At 71.7% G+C, this 21,471-nt stretch carries 20 protein-coding genes, 1 pseudogene and 1 riboswitch; of the genes and pseudogenes, 12 read left to right on the top strand and 9 right to left on the bottom strand.

What is annotated here, in order from left to right; all coding sequences use genetic code 11:
• Positions 1 to 103 precede the first annotated feature (103 nt).
• Entirely contained in the window at positions 104 to 2,695 is a 2,592-nt protein-coding gene (gene clpB / locus MM440_RS00355) for an ATP-dependent chaperone ClpB (RefSeq protein WP_241441229.1), read from the top strand.
• 26 nt (positions 2,696 to 2,721) lie between these two features.
• Here clpB and MM440_RS00350 read toward each other — a convergent pair whose 3' ends face one another.
• The 5 genes from MM440_RS00350 to thiM form a co-directional block, all read right to left on the bottom strand.
• On the bottom strand, positions 2,722 to 3,333 hold the full coding sequence (locus tag MM440_RS00350) for an AAA family ATPase (RefSeq protein ID WP_241441228.1): 612 nt from the start codon (positions 3,331 to 3,333) through the stop codon (positions 2,722 to 2,724).
• A gap of 12 nt (positions 3,334 to 3,345) precedes the next feature.
• Positions 3,346 to 4,005 carry a TenA family protein gene (locus MM440_RS00345; RefSeq protein ID WP_241441227.1) on the bottom strand — a complete coding sequence of 220 codons (660 nt, stop codon included), beginning with the start codon at positions 4,003 to 4,005 and terminating at the stop codon, positions 3,346 to 3,348.
• On the bottom strand, positions 4,002 to 4,883 hold the full coding sequence (thiD, locus tag MM440_RS00340) for a bifunctional hydroxymethylpyrimidine kinase/phosphomethylpyrimidine kinase (protein ID WP_241441226.1): 882 nt from the start codon (positions 4,881 to 4,883) through the stop codon (positions 4,002 to 4,004). The genes MM440_RS00345 and thiD overlap by 4 nt, the downstream gene beginning before the upstream one ends.
• On the bottom strand, positions 4,880 to 5,539 hold the full coding sequence (gene thiE / locus MM440_RS00335; protein ID WP_241441225.1) for a thiamine phosphate synthase: 660 nt from the start codon (positions 5,537 to 5,539) through the stop codon (positions 4,880 to 4,882). Before thiE ends, thiD begins: the two co-directional genes overlap by 4 nt.
• Complete coding sequence (gene thiM, locus MM440_RS00330; RefSeq protein WP_241441224.1) at positions 5,539 to 6,366, bottom strand: hydroxyethylthiazole kinase; 828 nt, start codon at positions 6,364 to 6,366, stop codon at positions 5,539 to 5,541. Before thiM ends, thiE begins: the two co-directional genes overlap by 1 nt.
• A riboswitch (TPP riboswitch) is annotated at positions 6,355 to 6,447 on the bottom strand. It overlaps the preceding gene by 12 nt.
• Before the next feature lie 101 nt (positions 6,448 to 6,548).
• Here thiM and MM440_RS00325 point away from each other — a divergent pair.
• Complete coding sequence (locus tag MM440_RS00325) at positions 6,549 to 6,983, top strand: hypothetical protein (protein WP_241441223.1); 435 nt, start codon at positions 6,549 to 6,551, stop codon at positions 6,981 to 6,983.
• A 13-nt stretch (positions 6,984 to 6,996) separates the two neighbouring features.
• Here the strand turns inward: MM440_RS00325 and MM440_RS00320 are convergent.
• Positions 6,997 to 7,733, bottom strand: a pseudogene (locus tag MM440_RS00320) (exodeoxyribonuclease III).
• A gap of 141 nt (positions 7,734 to 7,874) precedes the next feature.
• Between MM440_RS00320 and MM440_RS00315 the strand changes: the two are divergent.
• The 3 genes from MM440_RS00315 to MM440_RS00305 all read left to right on the top strand — a co-directional run bounded on the left by MM440_RS00315 (position 7,875) and on the right by MM440_RS00305 (position 10,164).
• Positions 7,875 to 8,672 (top strand): SDR family NAD(P)-dependent oxidoreductase, encoded by a 798-nt coding sequence (locus MM440_RS00315; RefSeq protein WP_241441221.1) that lies wholly within the window; start codon positions 7,875 to 7,877, stop codon positions 8,670 to 8,672.
• A 10-nt stretch (positions 8,673 to 8,682) separates the two neighbouring features.
• Positions 8,683 to 9,243 (top strand): orotate phosphoribosyltransferase, encoded by a 561-nt coding sequence (gene pyrE, locus MM440_RS00310; protein WP_241441220.1) that lies wholly within the window; start codon positions 8,683 to 8,685, stop codon positions 9,241 to 9,243.
• A 108-nt stretch (positions 9,244 to 9,351) separates the two neighbouring features.
• Positions 9,352 to 10,164, top strand: coding sequence for a LemA family protein (locus tag MM440_RS00305; protein ID WP_241441219.1), 813 nt, complete (start codon positions 9,352 to 9,354; stop codon positions 10,162 to 10,164).
• 563 nt (positions 10,165 to 10,727) lie between these two features.
• Here the strand turns inward: MM440_RS00305 and MM440_RS00300 are convergent.
• Positions 10,728 to 11,333: a DedA family protein gene (locus tag MM440_RS00300; RefSeq protein ID WP_241441700.1), complete on the bottom strand. Its 606-nt coding sequence runs from the start codon at positions 11,331 to 11,333 to the stop codon at positions 10,728 to 10,730.
• Positions 11,334 to 11,480: 147 nt separating this feature from the next.
• Here MM440_RS00300 and MM440_RS00295 point away from each other — a divergent pair, with 147 nt between their 5' ends.
• The 5 genes from MM440_RS00295 (at position 11,481) to MM440_RS00275 (ending at position 16,408) form a co-directional block, all read left to right on the top strand.
• Entirely contained in the window at positions 11,481 to 12,188 is a 708-nt protein-coding gene (locus MM440_RS00295; RefSeq protein WP_420914113.1) for a TrmH family RNA methyltransferase, read from the top strand.
• 113 nt (positions 12,189 to 12,301) lie between these two features.
• Positions 12,302 to 13,333 carry a class II fructose-bisphosphate aldolase gene (gene fbaA / locus MM440_RS00290; protein ID WP_241441696.1) on the top strand — a complete coding sequence of 344 codons (1,032 nt, stop codon included), beginning with the start codon at positions 12,302 to 12,304 and terminating at the stop codon, positions 13,331 to 13,333.
• Positions 13,334 to 13,346: 13 nt separating this feature from the next.
• A complete protein-coding gene (locus MM440_RS00285; RefSeq protein WP_241441218.1) occupies positions 13,347 to 13,757 on the top strand; it encodes a DUF3151 domain-containing protein in 411 nt (136 codons plus the stop codon).
• A gap of 288 nt (positions 13,758 to 14,045) precedes the next feature.
• Complete coding sequence (locus MM440_RS00280; protein ID WP_241441217.1) at positions 14,046 to 15,026, top strand: helix-turn-helix transcriptional regulator; 981 nt, start codon at positions 14,046 to 14,048, stop codon at positions 15,024 to 15,026.
• Positions 15,027 to 15,118: 92 nt separating this feature from the next.
• On the top strand, positions 15,119 to 16,408 hold the full coding sequence (locus MM440_RS00275; protein ID WP_241441216.1) for an adenylosuccinate synthase: 1,290 nt from the start codon (positions 15,119 to 15,121) through the stop codon (positions 16,406 to 16,408).
• A 50-nt stretch (positions 16,409 to 16,458) separates the two neighbouring features.
• Here the strand turns inward: MM440_RS00275 and MM440_RS00270 are convergent, their stop codons facing one another.
• Both MM440_RS00270 and MM440_RS00265 read right to left on the bottom strand, forming a co-directional pair.
• A complete protein-coding gene (locus MM440_RS00270) occupies positions 16,459 to 16,776 on the bottom strand; it encodes a chorismate mutase (RefSeq protein ID WP_241441215.1) in 318 nt (105 codons plus the stop codon).
• 52 nt (positions 16,777 to 16,828) lie between these two features.
• Positions 16,829 to 19,099 carry a HelD family protein gene (locus MM440_RS00265; protein WP_241441214.1) on the bottom strand — a complete coding sequence of 757 codons (2,271 nt, stop codon included), beginning with the start codon at positions 19,097 to 19,099 and terminating at the stop codon, positions 16,829 to 16,831.
• Positions 19,100 to 19,202: 103 nt separating this feature from the next.
• Between MM440_RS00265 and purD the strand changes: the two genes are divergently transcribed.
• Together purD and MM440_RS00255 are read left to right on the top strand one after the other, a co-directional pair.
• The gene (purD, locus tag MM440_RS00260; RefSeq protein WP_241441213.1) at positions 19,203 to 20,498 is read left to right on the top strand and encodes a phosphoribosylamine--glycine ligase; all 1,296 of its coding nucleotides are present in this window, start codon (positions 19,203 to 19,205) and stop codon (positions 20,496 to 20,498) included.
• The gene (locus MM440_RS00255) at positions 20,495 to 21,418 is read left to right on the top strand and encodes a phosphoribosylaminoimidazolesuccinocarboxamide synthase (protein ID WP_241441212.1); all 924 of its coding nucleotides are present in this window, start codon (positions 20,495 to 20,497) and stop codon (positions 21,416 to 21,418) included. The genes purD and MM440_RS00255 overlap by 4 nt, the downstream gene beginning before the upstream one ends.
• The last annotated feature ends 53 nt before the right edge of the window (positions 21,419 to 21,471 follow it).

The following is a 21,471-nucleotide window of genomic DNA, read 5'->3' as shown; positions in this document are numbered from 1 at the left end:
CAGCAGGCGAACCGAGAAGTTGAGCGGAATAGACTCAACTTCGGCCAGGTTGACGCCTGCAGATAGTCCGACGTCCCACCGAGCAAAGGAACACCAACCCCTGATGGAGCTCTCCTTCACCACGAAGGCCCAGGAGGCCTGCGCCGCGGCCGTGCACGACGCCACCGCCGCGGGCAACGCCCAGGTCGAGCCGGCCCACCTCATGACCGCCCTGCTCGCCCAGCAGGACAGCACGACCGGCCCGCTCATCGACGCCAGCGGCGCCTCGCGCCAAGCCGTCGCCCGGGCCACCGCCGAGATCATCGCGCGGCTGCCCAAGGTCTCGGGCAGCTCCGTCGCCACCCCGGCCGCGTCGTCCGCGCTGCGCAACGTCCTGGAGCAGGCCAACAACGCCATGGCGGCCATGGGCGACTCGTTCATCTCGACCGACCACCTGCTGCTCGCGCTCGCCCGCACCGGCCAGTTCGGGCTGGACGCCGCCAAGATCGAGGAGGCCATCCCGGTCGTCCGCGGCGGTGCCAAGGTCACCTCGGCCAACCCCGAGGGCACGACCGAGGCGCTCGCGAAGTACGGCACCGACCTCACCGAGATCGCCCGCAGCGGCAAGCTCGACCCGGTCATCGGCCGCGACTCGGAGATCCGCCGCGTCGTGCAGGTGCTGTCGCGCCGCACCAAGAACAACCCCGTCCTGATCGGTGAGCCCGGCGTCGGCAAGACCGCCGTCGTCGAGGGGCTGGCCCAGCGGATGGTCGCGGGCGACGTCCCCGAGAGCCTGCGCGGCAAGCGGCTGATCTCGCTCGACCTCGGCGCGATGGTCGCGGGTGCGAAGTACCGCGGCGAGTTCGAGGAGCGGCTCAAGGCCGTGCTCGACGAGATCCGTGCCGCCGACGGCGAGATCGTCACCTTCATCGACGAGATCCACACCATCGTCGGGGCCGGCGCGTCCGGCGACTCCTCGATGGATGCCGGCAACATGCTCAAGCCGCTGCTGGCCCGCGGCGAGCTGCGCCTCATCGGTGCCACGACCCTGGACGAGTACCGCGAGAACATCGAGAAGGACTCGGCGCTCGAGCGTCGCTTCCAGCAGGTCTTCGTCGGGGAGCCCTCCGTCGAGGACACCATCGCGATCCTGCGTGGTCTCAAGGAGCGCTACGAGGCGCACCACAAGGTAGCCATCGCCGACTCCGCGCTGGTCGCTGCCGCCACGCTCTCCGACCGTTACATCACCGGCCGCCAGCTGCCCGACAAGGCGATCGACCTGGTCGACGAGGCCGCCTCGCGGCTGCGCATGGAGATCGACTCCTCGCCCGTCGAGATCGACGAGCTCCGCCGCGGCGTCGAGCGCCTCAAGATGGAGGAGTTCCACCTCTCCCAGGAGAGCGACGCCGCCTCCAAGGAGCGGCTCGGCCGGATCCGCAAGGAGATCGCCGACCGAAGCGAGGAGCTCGCCGGGCTCACCGCCCGCTGGGAGGCCGAGAAGGCCGGGCTGAACCGGGTCGGTGAGCTGAAGGCCCAGCTCGACGAGGCGCGCTCGCGCGCCGACGTCCTCATCCGCGAGGGCAAGCTCAACGAGGCCGCGCCGATCATGTACGGCGAGATCCCCGCACTGGAGAAGGAGCTCGAGGCAGCGGCCGCTGCCGAGTCCGAGGCGCAGCGCTCGCTGGAGGCCCCGATGGTCGGCGAGGAGGTCGACTCCGACGCCATCGCCGAGGTCATCTCGTCCTGGACCGGCATCCCCGCCGGGCGCCTGCTCGAGGGTGAGTCCGACAAGCTGCTGCGCATGGAGTCCGTCATCGCCGGGCGCCTGATCGGCCAGAAGTCCGCGGTCGAGGCCGTGTCCGACGCGGTGCGCCGTTCGCGCGCGGGCGTCTCGGACCCGAACCGCCCGACCGGCTCGTTCCTCTTCCTCGGTCCGACCGGTGTCGGCAAGACCGAGCTCGCCAAGGCGCTCGCCGACTTCCTCTTCGACGACGACCGCGCCATGGTGCGGATCGACATGTCCGAGTACTCCGAGCGGCACGCCGTGGCGCGCCTCATCGGAGCGCCTCCCGGCTACGTCGGCTACGAGGAGGGCGGCCAGCTGACCGAGGCGGTGCGCCGCCGGCCCTACAGCGTCGTGCTCCTGGACGAGGTCGAGAAGGCCCACCCCGAGACCTTCGACATCCTGCTGCAGGTGCTCGACGACGGCCGGCTCACCGACGGCCAGGGCCGGGTCGTGGACTTCCGCAACGTGATCCTTGTGATGACCTCCAACCTCGGCTCGCAGTTCCTCACCGACCCGACGATGGCCGACGACGCCAAGCGCGAGGCGGTCATGGCGACCGTGCGCTCGACGTTCAAGCCGGAGTTCCTCAACCGCCTCGACGAGGTCGTCATCTTCGAGCCGCTCAGCCTCGACGAGCTGAGCCACATCGTCGACCTGCAGGTCGACGAGATGGCGCGCCGGCTCTCCGACCGGCGGATCACCCTCACCGTGACCGACGCCGCGAAGGAGTGGCTGGCGATGACCGGCTACGACCCCGCCTACGGCGCGCGACCGCTGCGTCGACTGGTGCAGAAGGAGATCGGCGACGAGCTCGCCAAGCTCATCCTCGCCGGTCAGGTCCACGACGGCGGCACGGTGACCGTAGACCGTGCTGCCGGTGAGGGCGGTGAGGGCGGCGGCGAGGGTCTGGTGCTGCGTCCCAGCGCGTAGCCCGCGCTAGCTCGGTCCGGTGGTCGTCACAGCGGCAACCACGCCCCTGCCCGGTCGGCGAACTCCTGCTCGGGCCACGCCCCGGCCCCGGCCGGCACGCTCCCGAGCAGGGGTAGACCGGTCGCGGGCTCGAGCGCGTCGCGCACCGCCACCTGGTCCTCGGTGGGCTCCTCGGGCCACGACCCCACGGCGATGCCCAGACCGTCGAGGCCGCGGGCGCGCAGCACCGCGCCGGTGAGGGCGGCGTGCTCCACGTCGTCGGGCTCGTGCCCGGTGACCACGACGAGCCCGACCCGACCGCCGAGGTCGTCGAGGTTGCGAGCGAGGTCGGTGAGGGCTGCGCCGGACAGGTCGCGAGGCACGAGCAGGCCGCCCGCGCAGTCGATCAGCACGAGGTCTACGTCCTCGCCGCGAGCCACCCCGGCGATCTCGGCCGCGCGGACGATCACCGGCAGCGGAGGCGCCGCCGGGTCGGGCCTGGCCAGGGACGGGCGGTCGAGCTGCACGACCCGGACCCGCAGCCCCTGCTCCTCGAGGCCGACCTGCAGCGCCCGGACGACGACGCTCGTGCCCACCGCGCCGCGCGTGCCGGTGACCGCGATGATCGGCGACAGGGTCGTCGTGCCTGGCTCGCTCATGGGGCTAGCCTCTCAGACCGGCCAGCCCTCCTCGCGCCACGCCGCGTCCCAGAACATCCACTCGTAGCGTGCCGCCGTCGCGAACGCCTCGTGCATCCGGTCGACCACCGCGGGGTCGGCGCTCGCGGCGAGCCGGTCCACGATGGCCTTGGCCTGCTCGACGGACTCGGCGAACTCCGCGTCGGCATACATCGAGATCCAGTCGGCGTAGGGATGGCCCGCGAGGTCGCCGTCCGCACCGCCCGCCGCACGCAGCAGGTCGTCGCCCACGTCCTGGTAGATCCAGTAGCAGGGCAGCACCGCGGCCGCGGCCACGGGGTAGCAGCCCTCGGTCTGTCGCGCGAGCAGATAGCTCGTGTAGGCCCGGCAGGTGGGGCTCATCGTGGCGGCCGACAGGTCGGCCACGTGCGACCCGTGCAGCTCGCGCTCGACGACCAGCGCGGACGCCGCCGAGCGCGACCAGAAGAGCGCGTCGTCGGCGACGGTGCTCTGCGCGGCGAGCCCGGCGAGAGCCCTCGAGTAGTCCCCGAGATAGAGGGCGTCCTGCGCCAGGTAGTGCACGAACCGCTGCCGGTCGAGGGTGCCGTCGGCGAGTCCCCGCACGAAGGGCAGCTCGTCGATCGCCGTGCGGATCGCCGCGATCCGCGACCAGGTGTCGTCGGTGAAGGTCATCGCTGGGTCTTGTCCTCTCGCGCCCAGAGCTCGTGGAAGTGGTGGACGGGGCCGTGCCCGTGACCGACCTGCAGGACGTCGGCCGCCTCCAGCGCACCCGTGAGCCAGGCCTTGGCGTCCTGGACGGTCTCGAGCCAACCGGCCCGCTGGGGCCGCAGGGCGGCGAGGGCCGACGACAACGTGCACCCGGTGCCGTGGGTGTGCTCGGTGTCGACGTGTCGGCCGGTGATCTCGTGCACGGCGGACCCGTCGGCCAGGACGTCGGTCGCGGCGCGATCCTCGGTGCGGTGCCCGCCCTTGAGCAGCACCCGCCGTGCGCCTGCGGCGACGAGACCGGTTGCCTGCGAGCGCATCTCGTCGATCGACGTAGCTGGGCCGGCGTCCAGCAGGACCGCCGCCTCGGGCAGGTTGGGCGTGATGATGGACGCGCGGGGGACCAGCTCGCGGACCGCGGCGACCGCGGCCTCGTCCAGCAGCCGGTCACCGCTGGTGGCCACCATGACCGGGTCGAGCACGACCGCGTCGAATCCCGTTCGCGCAGCGAGGAACTCGTCCAACCAGTCGCTCACGACCGTCACCACCTCGGCGTCGGCGAGCATGCCGATCTTGATCGCGTCGATGCGCACGTCGGCCGCCAGGGCGTCGAGCTGGTCGCGCAGGAACGCCGCCGGCGGCACGTGCACACCCGTGACGCCACGGGTGTTCTGCGCCGTCAGCGCCGTGATGGCGCACATCCCGTAGACCCCGAGCGCCGAGAAGGTCTTCAGGTCGGCCTGGATCCCCGCGCCGCCCGACGGGTCGCTGCCCGCGATCGACAGCGCCGTGGGCACCTGGCCATGGGTGAGTGCTCGGCTCGTCTGGATCTGGTTGGTGCTCAACGGTTCTCCTCCCAGGCCTGGCGCAGCCGATGAGCCGACAGAGTGGGGTGGGGGCTGGTGCAGATCGCGCTGACCACGGCCGCCCCGGCCACCCCGCTGCGTGCGACCAGCCCGATGCGGTGCACGTCGATGCCGCCGATCGCGACGCACGGCAGCGGCGTCCGTGCGCCGAGGTCTACGAGACGCTCGATGCCGCCGGGCTGGGCCGCGTCCGGCTTCGTGGCCTGCTCCCAGACCGGGCCGATGCCGAGGTAGTCGAGCATCTGCGGGTCCTCCTCTAGTAGCTCGTCGACCGCGTCGACGTGGGCGACGGACTGGCAGGAGAGCCCCAGCAGCAGGTCCGGGCCGAGCAGCTCCCGTGCCGCGCGCACGTCGAGGTCGTGCTGACCCACGTGCGCGCCGTGTGCGCCGGTCTCGGCGACCAGGTGGACCCGGTCGTTGAGCAGCACGGGGACCCCGGATCCGGCCAGTGCGGTGGTGACCCCCCTTGCCAGAGAGGTGAACTCGCGATCGTCGGCGTGGGGGTCGCGCACCTGCACGAGCGTGACGCCGCCCTCCACCGCGGCGACCGCGGTCGCGGCGACCTCGGCCGGGCCACCGCACATCCTGGTGTCGGTGACCAGATAGAGGGTGAGGTCCAGCGGGCGCCGATGCATCAGGACACCCGCGCTGACGCGTCGACGTCCTCGGGCGTCACGGCTGCCAACTGGTCGAGGAGGGCTACGGCGAAAGAGCCTGGCCCAGAAGCAGACTCGGCCGCACGCTCGGCCGCGATGGTCAGCAGCGCGGTGGCGCCGGCCGCGGCGAGCAGCGGGTCGTCGACGCTGCCGGCGAAACCAGCCATCAGGGCACCGAGGGAGCACCCGACGCCGGTGACCTGGGTCATCAGCGCGTGCCCGTTGGCGAGGCGCACCAGCCGGTCGCCGTCGGTGAGGTGGTCGACCGGGCCGCTGACGGCGACGACGCAACCGTGCTCGGTCGCGAGCGCGCGAGCGATGTCGAGGACGGCCTCGGGGCTGTCGGTCGAGTCGACGCCGCGCCCGCCGGAGCCACCGGCGAGACCGGCGATCTCGGAGGCGTTGCCACGGATGATCGCCGGTGCGTGCTCGGCGACGAGGGTGCGGGCGATCTCGGTCCGCCACGGCAGCCCGCCCGCGGCGACGGGGTCGAGCACCCACGGGGTGCCGGCGGCCGCACAGGCCTCGACCGCGGCGTGCATGGCCGCGACCGTGGCGGCCTGGGGCGTGCCCATGTTGATCAGCACCGCCGAGGCGACACGGGCGAACACCCCGGCCTCGTCAGGGTTGTCGACCATGGCGGGGGAGCCCCCGGAGGCCAGCAGGACGTTGGCGGTCCAGTTCGTCACCACGGTGTTGGTGAGGCACTGGACCAGCGGCCCGGCCTCGCGATAGGTCGTGAGGCTGTCGGCGAGGTCGCTCGCCGAGAGGGTGGGCGGCTGGGTCGGACGGTGCGGAGTCGTCATCGACGTCCCTTCGCTAGTGCTAGCTAGATCAGGTTCCACGGGTGTGTTCTCAGCCCCGGTGGGGCACCCCGCGTCGTGCCAGCACCCTAACCCGCCCGTCCGCGGCGCGCATGTCCGGTCACGCGTGGGTACCTGTGGACAAGTCGACGCACGTTTGCCATCGTTTGCGTGAGTATGCGCCCATGTTCTCCGAGACGACCGCCCGCGATCTGCGGCACCGACCCCTCACCGACCCCACCTTCGCCCGCGAGGCCGTGGACCTGCTCGTCAGCGAGCGCTCCCGCCGCGAGGGCGGCCTCACGCTGCTGGCGTGCGACGACCTCGGCATGCTCAAGGTGCCGATCTGCGCCGACGAGTGCCCCGCCGAGCCGGACCGGACGACGCGCACGGCGATGGGCAACCTGTTCTGGGCGGTGGGCGGATCCCTCGGGCCGGGGGCGACGGCCGTCGCCGTCGTAGGGCACCAGGGGTCGCAGGTCACCGACGCCGACCGCGCCTGGCACGAGCTGCTCGTGCAGGTGGCCGCCGACACCGACGTGCGGCTGCTGCACTTCTTCGTCGCCAGCCCGGGTTACATCCACCCCATGCCGCCGCCGCTGAGCCTCGCCGCCCTGTGAGCCGGGCTCGGGCTCAGTCGATCTCGACGAGCACGGGGGCGTGGTCGCTCGCGCCCTTGCCCTTGCGCTCCTCGCGGTCGATGCTCGCCCCGCTCACCCGCGCGGCGAGCGCAGGGGAGGCGAGCGCGAAGTCGATGCGCATGCCCTGCTTCTTGGGGAAGCGCAGCTGGGTGTAGTCCCAGTAGGTGTAGGTGCGCGGCTCGCTCGTGTGCGGACGCACACGTCGCTGAACCCGGTGTCGACCATCGCCTGGAAGGCCGCCCGCTCGGGCGCCGACACGTGCGTCTTGCCCGCGAAGAACTCCATGTCCCAGACGTCCTCGTCGCGCGGCGCGATGTTCCAGTCGCCCATGAGCACGATCTGCGCGGCCGGGTCGTCGGCGAGCCAGCCGGCGCCGGTGGCGCGCAGCTGCTCGAGCCAGGCGAGCTTGTAGTCGTAGTGCAGGTGTCCGAGCTCTCGCCCGTTCGGCACGTAGAGCGACCAGATCCGCACGCCCCCGCACGTCGCCCCCAGCGCGCGGGCCTCCGCGACGGGCTCCGGCTCGCCGAAGGTGGGCATCCCCTCGAACCCGACGGTCACGTCCTCGAGGCCGACCCGCGACACGATGGCCACGCCGTTCCACTGGTTGAGGCCGTGGTGGGCCACCTCGTAGCCGGCCGCCTCGAACGGCAGCAGCGGGAACTGGTCGTCCCGGCACTTGGTCTCCTGCAGGGCCAGCACGTCGAGGTCGTGCCGCTCGAGCAGGGCCACCGCCCGGTCGACCCGGCTGCGGATGGAGTTGCAGTTCCACGTAGCGATGCGCACCCGGTCACTCTACGGGCGACCACCGACAGACCTGATGGTCAGACCGTCCCCCAGCGGGGGCGCGCCCTGGCCCCTAGAGTGAGCGCCATGTCTACCGCCCTGGTCACCGGCGCCTCCGCCGGCATCGGCCTCGCGTTCGCGCGCGAGCTCGCCGCTCGCGGCCACGACCTGGTCCTCGTGGCCCGCGACGAGGCCCGTCTGCAGGCGCTGGCCCACGAGCTGGGTGACCTGCACGGCGTGCACTGCGAGGTGCTGGTCGCGGATCTCGCCGACCGGGCGGCGATGCAGCGCGTCGCGGACCGCGCGGGGGACCGGGACGCACCGGTCGACCTGCTCGTCAACAACGCCGGCTTCGGCCTGCGCTCGTCCTTCCTGCGCGGGGACATCGCCGACGAGGAGCAGGCCGTCGAGGTGATGATCCGGGCGGTCATGGTCGTGTCCCAGGCTGCTGCGCGCGCCATGGTCGAGCGCGGGCACGGCGCGATCGTGGTGGTGTCGTCGGTCGCGTCCTACGTGTCGATGGGCACCTACTCCGCCGTGAAGGCGTGGGCCCGGGTCTTCACCGAGGGGCTCGCGACCGAGCTCGCCGGCACCGGGGTCACCGCGACGGCGCTCTGCCCGGGATTCACCCACACCGAGTTCCACGACCGGGCCCAGCTGCGCATGGGCGCGCTGCCGGAGGCGCTGTGGCTGGACGCCGACCAGCTGGTGCGCGACTGCCTCGCCGACGTCGCCCGCGGCCGGGTGGTGAGCGTCCCTGGTCGGCAGTACCAAGCGATCGTCGGCGCGCTCGCCGTGGTCCCGCGGGGGGTGGTGCGCCGGGTGACCGGCCTGCTCGCCGAGCAGCGCCGGACGCGACGCGCACGGTCTACCGGCGACGACTAGGCTGCCGAGCGTGACCTCCACCGACGCTCGGGACCGGCTGCTGCAGCTCATCAAGGACGAGGCGATCGTCCACGGCAGGGTGACCCTGTCGTCGGGCAAGGAGGCCGACTACTACGTCGACCTGCGGCGCATCACGCTCGATGGGGAGGCGTCCCCGCTGGTCGGCGCCGTGATGCGCGAGCTGATCAGCGACCTCGACGTCGACGCCGTCGGCGGGCTCACCCTCGGCGCCGACCCGGTGGCCACGTCCATGCTGCACGCCGCCGCGGCCGACGGTCAGCGGCTGGACGCCTTCGTCGTGCGCAAGGCCGGCAAGGCGCACGGCCTGCAGCAGCGCATCGAGGGCCCGTCCGTCGCCGGCCGCCGCGTGGTCGTCGTCGAGGACACCACCACGACCGGCAACTCCCCGCTCGACGCCGTCGCCGCCTGCCGCGAGGCCGGGGCCGAGGTCGTCGCCGTCGCCACGATCGCCGACCGCGACACCGGCGCGGGCGACCGCATCACGGCCGAGACCGGGGTGCCCTACCGCTTCGTCTACTCCCTCGCGGACCTCGGGCTCGACGCGCTCTGACAACTGGCCGGGAACTCCCGTAGCCCGTCGGGCGTCGGACCAGGACCAGGGCACGCGCCGGCCCGCTAGGCTGCGAGGCGACCCATCGCCGTTCAGGGAGGTCCGGACGTGCTCATCGCACTCATCATCCTGCTGGTCATCGTCGTCGGAGGCGGGCTGTGGCTCGTCGGGATGTACAACGGGCTCATCTCGTTGCGCAACCGCACGCAGGAGTCGTGGCGCCAGATCGACGTCGAGCTGAAGCGTCGCCACGACCTCATCCCCAACCTCGTCGAGACCGTCAAGGGCTACGCCACGCACGAGCGCGGCACCCTGGAGTCGGTCATGAACGCTCGCGCCCAGGCCGTCAACGCCCAGGGCACCCCCGCGGCCACCGCCGCCGCCGAGGGCCAGCTCACCCAGGCGCTCGGTCGGCTGATGGCCGTCGCCGAGGCCTACCCGCAGCTGCAGGCCAACCAGAACTTCCTCGCCCTGCAGCAGGAGCTGTCCTCCACCGAGGACCGCATCGCCTCGGCCCGGCGTTACTACAACGCCACCGTCAAGGAGCTCAACACCAAGGTCGAGTCCTTCCCGACCAACCAGATCGCCGAGCGCTTCTCGATCCACCGCGAGGAGTACTTCGAGGTCGAGGACACCGCCCGCAGCACCCCGCAGGTCAACTTCGACACCGGCTCCCCGCGCACCTACACCGCCGAGGACGAGCCCGCCCAGGACGGTCCGTTCCGCACGGCCCCGGCTCCCGCCGCTCCCGCCCTGCCCCAGGACCGCGCTCCCCAGTCCGGCGACCTGCCGCAGGGCCAGTCTGCTCAGGGCCAGTCGGTGCAGGGCCAGTCCGCGTCGCAGCCCGCCGCGCCCCAGCAGCAGCCGATCCAGGGCGACCCGCTGGACCTCTCCAACGACCAGCAGCAGCGCCCCAGCTGACTCGGTCTCGCTACCGGACAGAAGGCACGCCCCCGCACGGGGCGTGCCTTCTGCTGTGCCCGCCCCCGAACGCCCCCGCCCGCCGGCCCAACGCCCTGCTCGCGGCCCACAGACGCGCACGAACCCGTGACACGCCGCCGAAACCGTGACACGCGCAGGTCCCGGACCCCGGCATGTCACGGTTTCGTGCTCACCCCACGGGTTCCTGCGCAACGTCACCCCCAAGACGCCATCTCGTAGACCCCTCCAACACCACCAGCCCCACCCACCACAGGGCCCCACTCGGCCGCCACGCCGAGGCCGGCACCCACCGCCGCCGCCCTGCTCGACACGTCAGTTGGTCACCGAGACGGCAGTTCGTCACGCCAGACGCGGCGACACGGCACTTGGGCACTGAGATGGCTGGTACAACAGCCGTGTCGGTGGCCAACCACCATCTCGGCGGCCCTGCGGTGGCCAACCACCATCTCGCCACCGGACCGCACGCCCGAACGCCGACCCAGTGCAGCCGAACCACGAGTCCAGCCGAACGGCCAACCGGCCAGCACGCCCAGGCAGACGACTCAGACGGTCGTGCGGGAACGGCGCTTGTGCATCCACCACTCGAAGACCATGGGGAGCACCGACACGAAGACGATCAGCAGGATCGCGGCCTCGAGGTTGTTCTGGATGAAGGCGATGTTGCCGAGCAGGTAGCCGAGCATGGTGATGCCGACGGCCCAGAGCACGGCGCCGACGGCCGACCAGGTGAAGAAGCGCTTGCGGTCCATCTTGCCGACGCCGGCGACGACGGTGATGAAGGTGCGCACGATCGGCACGAAGCGCCCGATCACGAGGGCCTTGTTGCCGTAGGTGTCGAAGAAGGCGATGGTCTGGTCGAAGTACTTGCGCTTGAGGATGCGCCCGTCGCGCTCGTAGAGCGGTCGGCCGATGGCGCGGCCGATCTCGTAGCCCACGACGTTGCCGGCAAAGGCCGCTAGCGACAGCAGGACCAGGGCGACGCCGAGGGCGATGTCGACGTCACCGCGCTTGATGAACAGGCCGATCGAGAACAGCAGGGAGTCGCCCGGCAGGATCGGGAAGAACAGCCCGCACTCGACGAAGATGATGACCATCGACAGCCAGAAGAAGGCGTTGCCGTAGGTGTCGAGCAGCCACTGGGGGTCCATCCAGTTGGCGCCGCCGGCGGTGGGCAGGACCGCGGCGTAGACCGTGTGGGCGGTCGAGGTCACGAGGGCAGGATCGATCAGCAGGGGCAGGCTCACACTCTCCAGGATACGGGCCGGGACTGTCCGAGCGCCGTTAGCCTGCTGAACGTGAGCCAAGACCAGGACGTGCCCGAGCAGCCCGGGTCCAGCACGCCGTCCGTGGGTGTCGGGCCGTGGCACGGCCCCTGGCCGGTAGACCCCTCGGGCGCCTTGCCGGGCCACCTGGACCCGGTGCTCCTCACCGAGGGCGACCGACGCAACGTGGTCGACGACTACCGCTACTGGCGGCACGACGCGATCGTGGCCGACCTCGACAGTCGCCGCCACGCGCTGCACGTGGCGGTCGAGAACTGGGGCCACGACTTCAACATCGGCTCGGTCATCCGCACGGCAAATGCGTTCAACGCCAAGGCGTTTCACATCGTGGGTCGACGTCGGTGGAACAGGCGCGGCGCCATGGTGACGGATCGCTACCAGCACGAGCACCACCACCGCGATGTGGCCGAGCTCGTCGCCTGGGCGGCCACTGCGGGTCCGGGCGGGCGCCGGCTGCCGATCCTCGCCATCGACAACGTGCCCGGGTCGGTGCCGCTCGAGACCTACGACCTACCGGAGCACTGCGTGCTGCTGTTCGGGCAGGAGGGTCCGGGCGTGACGGCGGAGGCGCTCGCGGCCGCTGACGCGTGCCTCGCGATCACCCAGTTCGGCTCGACCCGCTCGATCAACGCCGGCGCGGCCGCGGCGATCACGCTGCACGCCTGGGTGCGGCGGCACGCCTTCGGTCAGCGCGTCAGCGACGGGGGGATCGCCCCGTAGCCGGACCCTGTTGTGGTTGGGCGTGGCCGTTCGTGGAAGGATGGGTGACGTACCTCACCGACGTCGTCGACCGGCCCACCGGGGCCGACCGGCGCAGCACCGAAGGAGACTCCATGCCCATCGCAACCCCCGAGGTCTACCGGGACATGCTCGACCGCGCGAAGGCCGGTTCCTTCGCCTACCCGGCGATCAACGTCACGTCCTCCCAGACCGTGACGGCTGCGATCCGCGGCTTCGCCGAGGCGCGCTCGGACGGCATCATCCAGGTGTCCACCGGTGGCGCCGAGTACGCCTCCGGCTCGACCATCAAGAACATGGTGACCGGTTCGCTGGCCCTGGCCGCCTACGCCACCGAGGTCGCCAAGAACTACGACGTCAACATCGTCCTGCACACCGACCACTGCCCCGAGCCCAAGCTCGACGGGTTCGTCCGTCCGCTGCTCGAGGCCTCCGCGGAGAACTACAAGAAGTTCGGTGTGCCGATCTTCCAGTCGCACATGTGGGACGGCTCGGCCGTGCCGCTCGACAAGAACCTCGAAATCGCCAAGGAGCTCCTCGAGCGCTGCGCCGCGATCGACGTCATCCTCGAGGTCGAGATCGGCGTCGTCGGTGGCGAGGAGGACGGTGTCGCCAACGAGATCAACGAGCAGCTCTACACCACCCCCGAGGACGCGCTGAAGACCGTCGAGGCCCTCGGCCTCGGTGAGAAGGGTCGCTACATGACGGCCCTCACCTTCGGCAACGTGCACGGCGTCTACAAGCCGGGCAACGTCAAGCTGCGCCCCGAGATCCTCAAGCAGTGCCAGGACGCCATCGTCGAGAAGTACGGCCTGAAGGCCGGCGACAAGCCGCTCGACCTGGTCTTCCACGGCGGCTCCGGCTCGCTGCCCCAGGAGATCTCGGACGCGGTCGACTTCGGCGTCGTCAAGATGAACGTCGACACCGACACCCAGTACGCCTTCACCCGTCCGGTCGCGGGCTGGATGTTCACCAAGTACGAAGGCGTCCTGAAGATCGACGGCGAGGTCGGCAACAAGAAGGACTACGACCCGCGCGCCTGGGGCAAGGAGGCCGAGGCCGGCATGGCTCAGCGCGTCGTCGAGGCCTGCCAGAACCTGCGGTCCGCCGGCACCCACCAGGGCTGACCGGTAGACCTTCTTGGTCCACAACCTGCTCGGACCCGAGCCGACGCTGCTGCCGGAGGACCCGGCGGCAGCGTCGCTCGCTCGTGGCGACGACCCGCGCACGGTCGCCGCCCATCACCCGTCGTCCGCCCTCGCCTGGGCCACCCTGGCCGAGAAGGCGCTCGCGGCGGGCGACCCGGTCACCGCCTACGCGTTCGCCCGCGCCGGCTACCACCGCTCGCTCGACCAGCTGCGCAAGGCGGGCTGGCGAGGCCAGGGCGAGGTGCCGTGGTCGCACGAGCCCAACCGGGGCTTCCTCTGCTCGGTGGCCGCGCTCGCCTACGCGGCGGACGCCATCGGCGAGACGGAGGAGCGCGACCGCTGCACCCAGTTCCTGCAGGACTCCTCGCTGGAGGGGGCGGTGGCGCTCGGCCTCGCCGAGTAGCGCCAGCCCCGCGAGCATTCCAGAAGCCACGCCAGAAACAAGGATGGTGCCGGGCCCGTGGGCCCGGCACCGCTTCCCCCTGTCGACTGGCTGCGCCGCCATCAAGCGCGCCGTCGGCAGTGCCGCCCACGGTCGTCGTGTTGCTCAGGCACGACCCGTGTCGAAGTGGCGACACGACGAGTATGCCGGACGCACTGGCCTGGATCTGTCTCTTAGTGGACAATGGCAGCAAGTAGCCGGAATCCTCTGGCCAGGACGGCAAAAGCGCAGGTCAAGGGGGAAGTGACGATGCCTTCTTATTTGTCGCCTCTGCACGTCACGGCAGCGGCTGAGCGGCTCTACCGGCGCATCCTGCGCTCCGAGCCGTCTGACCTCGCGACGCATGCCGAGCGCCTCGGCTGGTCCATGTCCGACGCCGACGAGGCGTTGTCGATCCTGCTCGAGCGCACCCTGGTGCGCGAGGACAGCGAGGGCAACCTCGCCGCCGACGACCCGCGGATCGTCATCGGCCGGCTGGTGGACACCAAACGGGCCGAGGCGATCCAGCACCAGGTCGATCTCGAGGCCACCCGGCACGCCATCGCCCAGTTCGTGAGCGACCACCAGCACGGCCAGGGCGCGACCCGGCGCCCCAAGTGGGAGGTCGTGCCGGCCGACCTCGGTGCCGGCATCGTCCAGCAAGGGGTCAGCTCGACCTCGGGGCCGGTCCGGTCGACCGTCGTGTCGGCCGACTGGAGCGCCGAGGGGATCGAGGCGACGCTCGAGCTGGCCCGCGCGACGATCTCCTCCGGACGGCCGCTGCGCACGCTCTACCCGCTGTCCGTGCTCGACGAGGAGGGCGGCCGCGCGTGGATGAAGCGCTTCGAGGAGGTGGGCGAGCAGCAGCGGCTCACCGCCGTCAACGTCTCGGAGTTCCTGGTGCTCGGTGACGAGCTGGTGCTGGCGATGGCCGACTGGGGCGACGTCCGCTCGGACTACGTGCTGATCCGGGACGCCATGCTCGTCGTGACCTTCCGGACCCTGTTCGACCTCGCGTGGGAGTCCGCGCTGCCCGTGCCCGGTGTCGAGCCGGGCCTGGACGAGGACCGCCGGCTGCTGTCGCTGATGGCCGCGGGCTACAAGGACGAGGCGATCGCGCGCTATCTCGGTGTGGCGCTGCGGACGGTGCGCCGCCGGGTGGCCTCACTGATGGACGAGCTCGGGGTGGAGACGAGGTTCCAGCTCGGGATGGCCGCGCAGCGACGCGGGCTGCTCGACGGCGGGGCGTGACCGGCGGGGCTACCGCGTAAACTGCTGGCGTGCGAGGGGCCTCCTCGCGCGAGTCGCACGGCGCGTCGTCGCCGGGGAGGTTGAGTCTCACCATGCCAGCAGTAGTCCTGATCGGTGCGCAGTGGGGCGACGAGGGCAAGGGGAAGGCGACCGACCTGCTCGGTCCGCGCATCGACTACGTGGTCAAGTTCAACGGCGGCAACAACGCCGGCCACACGGTGGTCGTGGGCGGCGAGAAGTACGCCCTGCACCTGCTGCCGTCCGGCATCCTCACCGAGGGCGTCGTGCCCGTCATCGGCAACGGCGTCGTCATCGACCTGTCCGTGCTGATGGAGGAGATCGACGGCCTCGAGGCACGCGGCCTGGACACCTCCCGGCTGCGGATCAGCGCCAACGCCCACGTCATCGCGTCCTACAACACGACGATGGACAAGGTGGGGGAGCGCTTCCTCGGCAAGCGCAAGATCGGCACCACCGGCCGCGGCATCGGTCCGACCTACGCCGACAAGATGAACCGCATCGGCATCCGCGTCCAGGACCTCTTCGACGAGTCGATCCTGCGCCAGAAGGTCGAGGCCGCGCTGGTCTCCAAGAACCAGATGCTCACCAAGCTCTACAACCGCCGCGCGATCGAGGCCGAGGAGGTCGTGCAGGAGCTGCTCTCCTACGTCGACCGGCTGCGACCGATGGTCACGGACACCTCGCTGGAGATCTCCGAGGCGCTGGACGCCGGCAAGGTGGTGCTCTGCGAGGCGGGTCAGGCGACCCTGCTCGACGTCGACCACGGCACCTACCCCTACGTCACGTCCTCCAACGCGACCGCCGGCGGCGCGTGCACGGGTGCGGGCATCCCGCCCACCCGCATCGACCGGGTCATCGCGATCCTCAAGGCGTTCACCACCCGCGTCGGCGAGGGCCCCTTCCCGACCGAGCTGCACGACGAGGTCGGCGATCGGCTGCGCGAGATCGGTCACGAGTTCGGCACCACCACCGGTCGCCCGCGGCGCATCGGCTGGCTGGATGTCGTCATCGGCCGCTACGCCACCCGCATCAACGGGGTGACCGACTTCGTCATCACCAAGCTCGACAACCTCGACACCTTCGCCGAGATCCCCGTCTGCGTCGCCTACGAGATCAACGGCGAGCGCGTCGAGGAGATGCCGATGTCGCAGAGCGACTTCCACCACGCCAAGCCGATCTACGAGGTCCTGCCCGGCTGGCAGGAGGACATCACCGGCTGCCGCACCTTCGACGAGCTCCCCGAGAACGCCCGCCGCTACGTCGAGTTCGTCGAGCAGCAGATCGGCGCGCGCGTCTCGGTCATCGGCGTCGGCCCCGGCCGCGACGAGGTCATCCAGCGCTACGACCTGCTGGAGGGGTAGACCTCCCGGCCGGGTCTGCGGGGCGGGCTCGGTCGCCTGATCGCGCGCCCTCAGACCTCGTCGCGAATTCGCTCGTGGTGGTGAATCACCTCGTCGATGATGAAGCGCAGGAACTTCTCGGAGAACTCCGGGTCCAGGTCGGCGGACTGGGCCAGGGCGCGCAGTCGGGCCACCTGGCGCTCCTCGCGACCCGGGTCGGCGGGCGGCAGCTCGGCCTGCGCCTTGTACTCGCCGACCTTCTGGGTGATCTTGAAGCGTTCGGCGAGCATGAAGACCAGGGCGGCGTCGATGTTGTCGATGCTCTGGCGGTAGCCCGCCAGCACGGGGTCCTCGGTGCGCTTCGGCGCATCGGCGCGCTGCGTCGTCATGGGCCCAGTCTGCCAACCGGGCGCGCCGCTCGGCACGCGCGTCTCACGCGCTCTACGGAAGCCGCGGCGTGACCACGGTCATGCGGTGGGCCGCACGCGTCAGCACGACGTAGAGCGTGCGGATGCCACCCGCGGTGTCGGCCACGATCGCGTCGGGGTCGACCACGACGGTGGCGTCGTACTCGAGGCCCTTGGTCGACAGCGGGTCGATCGCGGTGATGCGCGGGTCGTCGAGCGCGGCGACCGAGCGGGCGAGGTCGGCGTGCGACGCCGGCACGATGACCGTCACGAGCCCGTCGACCTGCTCGCGCAGCTCGCGCGCTGCGTCGAGCACGGACTGCGCCAGCGCGTCGGGTGCGACGGTCAGCTCGACCGGCTCGACGCCCGTCTCGCGCACGGCGTCCGGGATGTCGGCGTCGGGCACCGCGCGCCGGATGACGTCGGCGGCGTAGTCGAAGATCTCGCGCGCGTTGCGGTAGTTGGTCGTCATGTGGAAGTGACGACGCTCCTTGGGGCCGAACGCCTCTGACCGGGCCTGCGCGCTCTCGTCCGGGTCGGCGAGCGAGCTCTGCGCGGCGTCGCCGACGACGGTCCACGAGGCGTAGCGACCGCGCCGACCGAGCGCGCGCCACTGCATGGGGGACAGGTCCTGGGCCTCGTCGACGAGGACGTGGGCGTACTCCGACGGCGGCTCGATCCGCCCCGCCAGCAGCCGCTCGCGGCCGGTGCCCGGGGTGATCCGCGCCGCCGAGGTGGACAGCGTGCGCCGCACGCCGCCGACGTAGACCTCCTGCACGCCGAAGTCCTCCGGCGAGCCCAGCTCGTCGATCTCGTAGAACCCTTGGTCCTCCGACGCCGGCTCCACCACGACGCCGAGACGGGCCGCGAGGTCGTCGATCAGCGCCACGTCGGCGACCGACCAGGTGCCGGTGGCGATCGCCTCGTCATAGCTCGAGGCGAGCAGCTCGCGCTCCTCGGGGCTGAAGGCGCCGTGGCTGTGCCGGTCGAGGAGCGACCGGTCGGTCAGCCAGAGCAGCACCTCGCGCGGGTCGACGGGACGCCACCACTCACGCATGAACGCCTCGACGTCCAGGTGGTCCTCGAAGCGCTCCAGGAACTCCTCGCGCTCCACCCCGGTGCTGTTGCCGCCGCCTCCGCCGACCTGGCTCCAGGCCACCTCGGCCAGCGCCGTCCGGGCTGCGGCGGCAGCGCCGTTGCGCTGGTGGTGGCGCAGGACGCTGCTGCGGATGCGGTCGAGCGTGCGCGCCTCGAGGCGGACGGGGAGACCGGCCACCATTGCGCGAAACTCGCTGGGAGCCCCGGGGATTCGTCCGCGCGCCACGTTGCCGAGGAGTCTGCGGATGCGCAACGAGCCCTTGAGCGCGGCCGTCTCCGGACGGTCGACGCGAGCGGCGGTGACGCCGTCCACGAGGTCGCCGAGGGCCCGCAGCGCGACGGAGTCCTCGCCGAGCGACGGCAGCACCCGCTCGATGTAGGCGGTGTAGGCGGAGGACGGCCCGACGACGAGGATCCCGCCGCTCTCGAAGCGGCGGCGGTTGGAGTAGAGCAGGTAGGCCGCGCGGTGCAGGGCGACGACGGTCTTGCCGGTGCCGGGCCCACCGGTGATCTCGGTGACGCCCCGGGCGGCGGCGCGGATCGCCTCGTCCTGGTGCCGCTGGATGGTGGCGACGATGTCGCGCATCTGGGCACCGCGGCTGCGGGTGAGGGCCGCCATCAGCGCGCCGTCGCCGACCACGACGAGGTCGTCCGGCGCCTCGGGCACCATCAGGTCGTCCTCGACCCCGACGACGGCCGCGTCCCGGCTGCGCAGCACCCGGCGGCGCAGCACCGACTGCGGGTCCAGCGGCGTGGCCTGGTAGAACGGGGCCGCCGCGGGGGCGCGCCAGTCGATGACCAGCGGCTCGTAGTCGTCGTCGCGCACCCCGAGCCGCCCGACGTAGCGCACCTCGCGATCCTGCTCGCCGCCCTGACCGTCCGTGCCGGAGTGGTCCAGGTCGAGCCGGCCGAAGACGAGTCCCTCGTGCTGGCTCTCGAGCGACGCGCGGCGACGAGCAGCGCTGAACATCAACGCATCTCGCTCGAAGAGAGCCGCAGCCTCCTCATCGCGCACGTCACCGACGCGGTCGGTGCGCCCGCGGCCCATGCCCTCGGACTCGAGCAGCCGGTTGCGCTCGGCGGCCTTCACGAGCTCGGCGTAGACCCGGTCGACGTGACGCTGCTCGATCGCCACCTGCTGGGCGACGACGTCATCGCCCGCAGGCGCCTGGGCCTGGGGAGTCTGGTTGGTCTGCGGCTGGTCCACGCGTCGTGTCGAGATCCTGGTCGGCAGCACCGACTCGGGCGAGCCGGAACGCACAAGTCTAGACCTCGCGGCCCGACCTGCGTGGCCCGGTAGGGTGAGCCAGGTGAAGGTCCTCGTCATCGGCACCGGTGCCCGAGAGCACGCCATCGTCACCGCCCTGCTGCGCGACCCGTCCGTCGACGCGGTCGTCGCCGCCCCCGGCAACCCGGGCATCGACCAGGTCGCCCTGTGCCGCCCCTTGCCCGACCCGACCGACGGGGCGGCCGTCGCCGACCTGGCGCAGGAGATCCAGGCCGACCTGGTCGTGATCGGTCCCGAGGTCCCGCTCGTCGCCGGCGTCGCGGACGTGGTGCGCGAGAGCGGGATCCCCGTCTTCGGACCGTCGGCCGCGGCCGCCCAGCTCGAGGGCAGCAAGGCCTTCGCCAAGCAGGTCATGGCCGCCGCCGAGGTGCCGACCGCGATGGCGCACGTGTGCACCACCGAGGAGCAGGTGGCCGAGGCGCTCGACGCGTTCGGCCCCCCGCACGTCGTCAAGGACGACGGGCTCGCCGCCGGCAAGGGGGTCGTGGTCACCGACGACCGTGAGGCCGCGCTGGAGCACGCCCGCGCCTGCCTCACCCGCGGTGGCGACGCGACGGTCGTCGTCGAGGACTACCTCGACGGGCCGGAGGCCTCGCTCTTCTGCCTGTGCGACGGCACCACGGTCGTGCCGCTCGCCCTCGCCCAGGACTTCAAGCGGGTCGGTGAGGGCGACGAGGGCCCGAACACCGGTGGCATGGGCGCCTACTCGCCGCTGGACTGGGCACCCGAGGGGCTCGCCGAGGACGTCGTCGCGCGGGTCGCGCAGCCGACCGTCGACGAGATGGCCGCCCGGGGGACCCCCTTCGTCGGGGTGCTGTACGTCGGGCTCGCGCTCACCTCGCGCGGGCCGAAGGTCGTGGAGTTCAACGTCCGGTTCGGTGACCCCGAGACCCAGGTGGTGCTGGTCCGGCTGGAGACGCCGCTCGGGGCGCTGCTGCTCGCGGCGGCCACCGGTGAGCTCGCCGGCTCCCCGGAGCTGCGCTGGAGCCCGCAGCACGCCGTCACCGTCGTCGTCGCCTCCTCCGGCTACCCCGGCACGCCCCGCACGGGCGACCCCCTCTTCGGGCTGGAGCAGATCTCGGCCGACGGGTCCGGTGCCTCGGTGCTGCACGCCGGCACCGCGCTCGACGAGCAGGGCGCCCTCGTCTCGGCGGGCGGCCGAGTCCTGTCGGTGGTCGCCCTCGGGGACGACCTCGCGTCGGCGCGGCGCACGGTCTACGAGGCCGTAGACCGGGTGGACCTGCCCGGTTCGCACCATCGTCGCGACATCGCCCTGGCCGCCGAGCGCGGCCAGGTGCAGGCAGGAGACCAGCAGTGAGCGCCACCGAGCAGACCGCAGCAGCCGAGCTCCCGGGCTACCAGCACGTCTACAGCGGCAAGGTGCGGGACCTCTACGCACCGCTCGACCCGGCCACGGGTGAGGCCCGCGACGACCAGGTGCTGCTGGTCGCGACGGACCGGATCTCGGCCTACGACTTCGTCCTCGACACCCCGATCCCCGACAAGGGGGCGGTGCTCACCCAGCTGTCGCTGTGGTGGTTCGACCAGCTCGCCGACCTGCTGCCCAACCACGTGGTGTCGACCGACGTCCCCGACGCGGTCCGGGGCCGGGCGGTGCTCTGCGAGCGGCTGCAGATGCTGCCGATCGAGTGCATCGGCCGGGCCTACCTCACCGGCGGCGGCCTGGACGAGTACCGCGAGACCGGAGCCGTGTGCGGCGTGCCGCTGCCCCCCGGTCTCGAGGACGGCTCTCGGCTGCCGCAGGCGATCTTCACCCCCACGACGAAGGCCCCCGTCGGCGAGCACGACCAGCCGATGTCGCCCGCCGAGGTCGATGCCGCCGTGGGCGGTGCCCTCGCCACCCGGCTCTCCGACCTCACCCGACGAATCCTCGCGCGGGGCAACGAGATCGCCGGGGGGCGCGGCATCATCCTCGCCGACACCAAGGTCGAGTTCGGGCTGCGCGGTGACCCCGCTGCCCCCGAGATCGTCCTCGCCGACGAGGTGCTCACGCCCGACTCCTCACGCTTCTGGCCGGCCGCCCGCTGGGAGCCTGGCCACCCGCAGGAGTCCTACGACAAGCAGTTCGTCCGCGACTGGCTCACCTCGCCGGCCTCCGGCTGGGACCGCCGCTCCGGCGAGACGCCGCCGCCGCTGCCCGACGAGGTCGTCGAGCGCACCCGCGGCAAGTACGTCGAGGCCTACGAGACCCTCACCGGTCGGCGCTTCGGCGGCTGAGCGGGTCTCGCTCCTGGGCACGAGCGAGCAGGCGTGCCGCGTGCGGATAAACT

Source organism: Arsenicicoccus piscis (assembly GCF_022568835.1).
Taxonomy (GTDB): Bacteria; Actinomycetota; Actinomycetes; order Actinomycetales; family Dermatophilaceae; genus Arsenicicoccus; species Arsenicicoccus piscis.
This window is presented reverse-complemented; position numbering and strand designations above follow the sequence as displayed.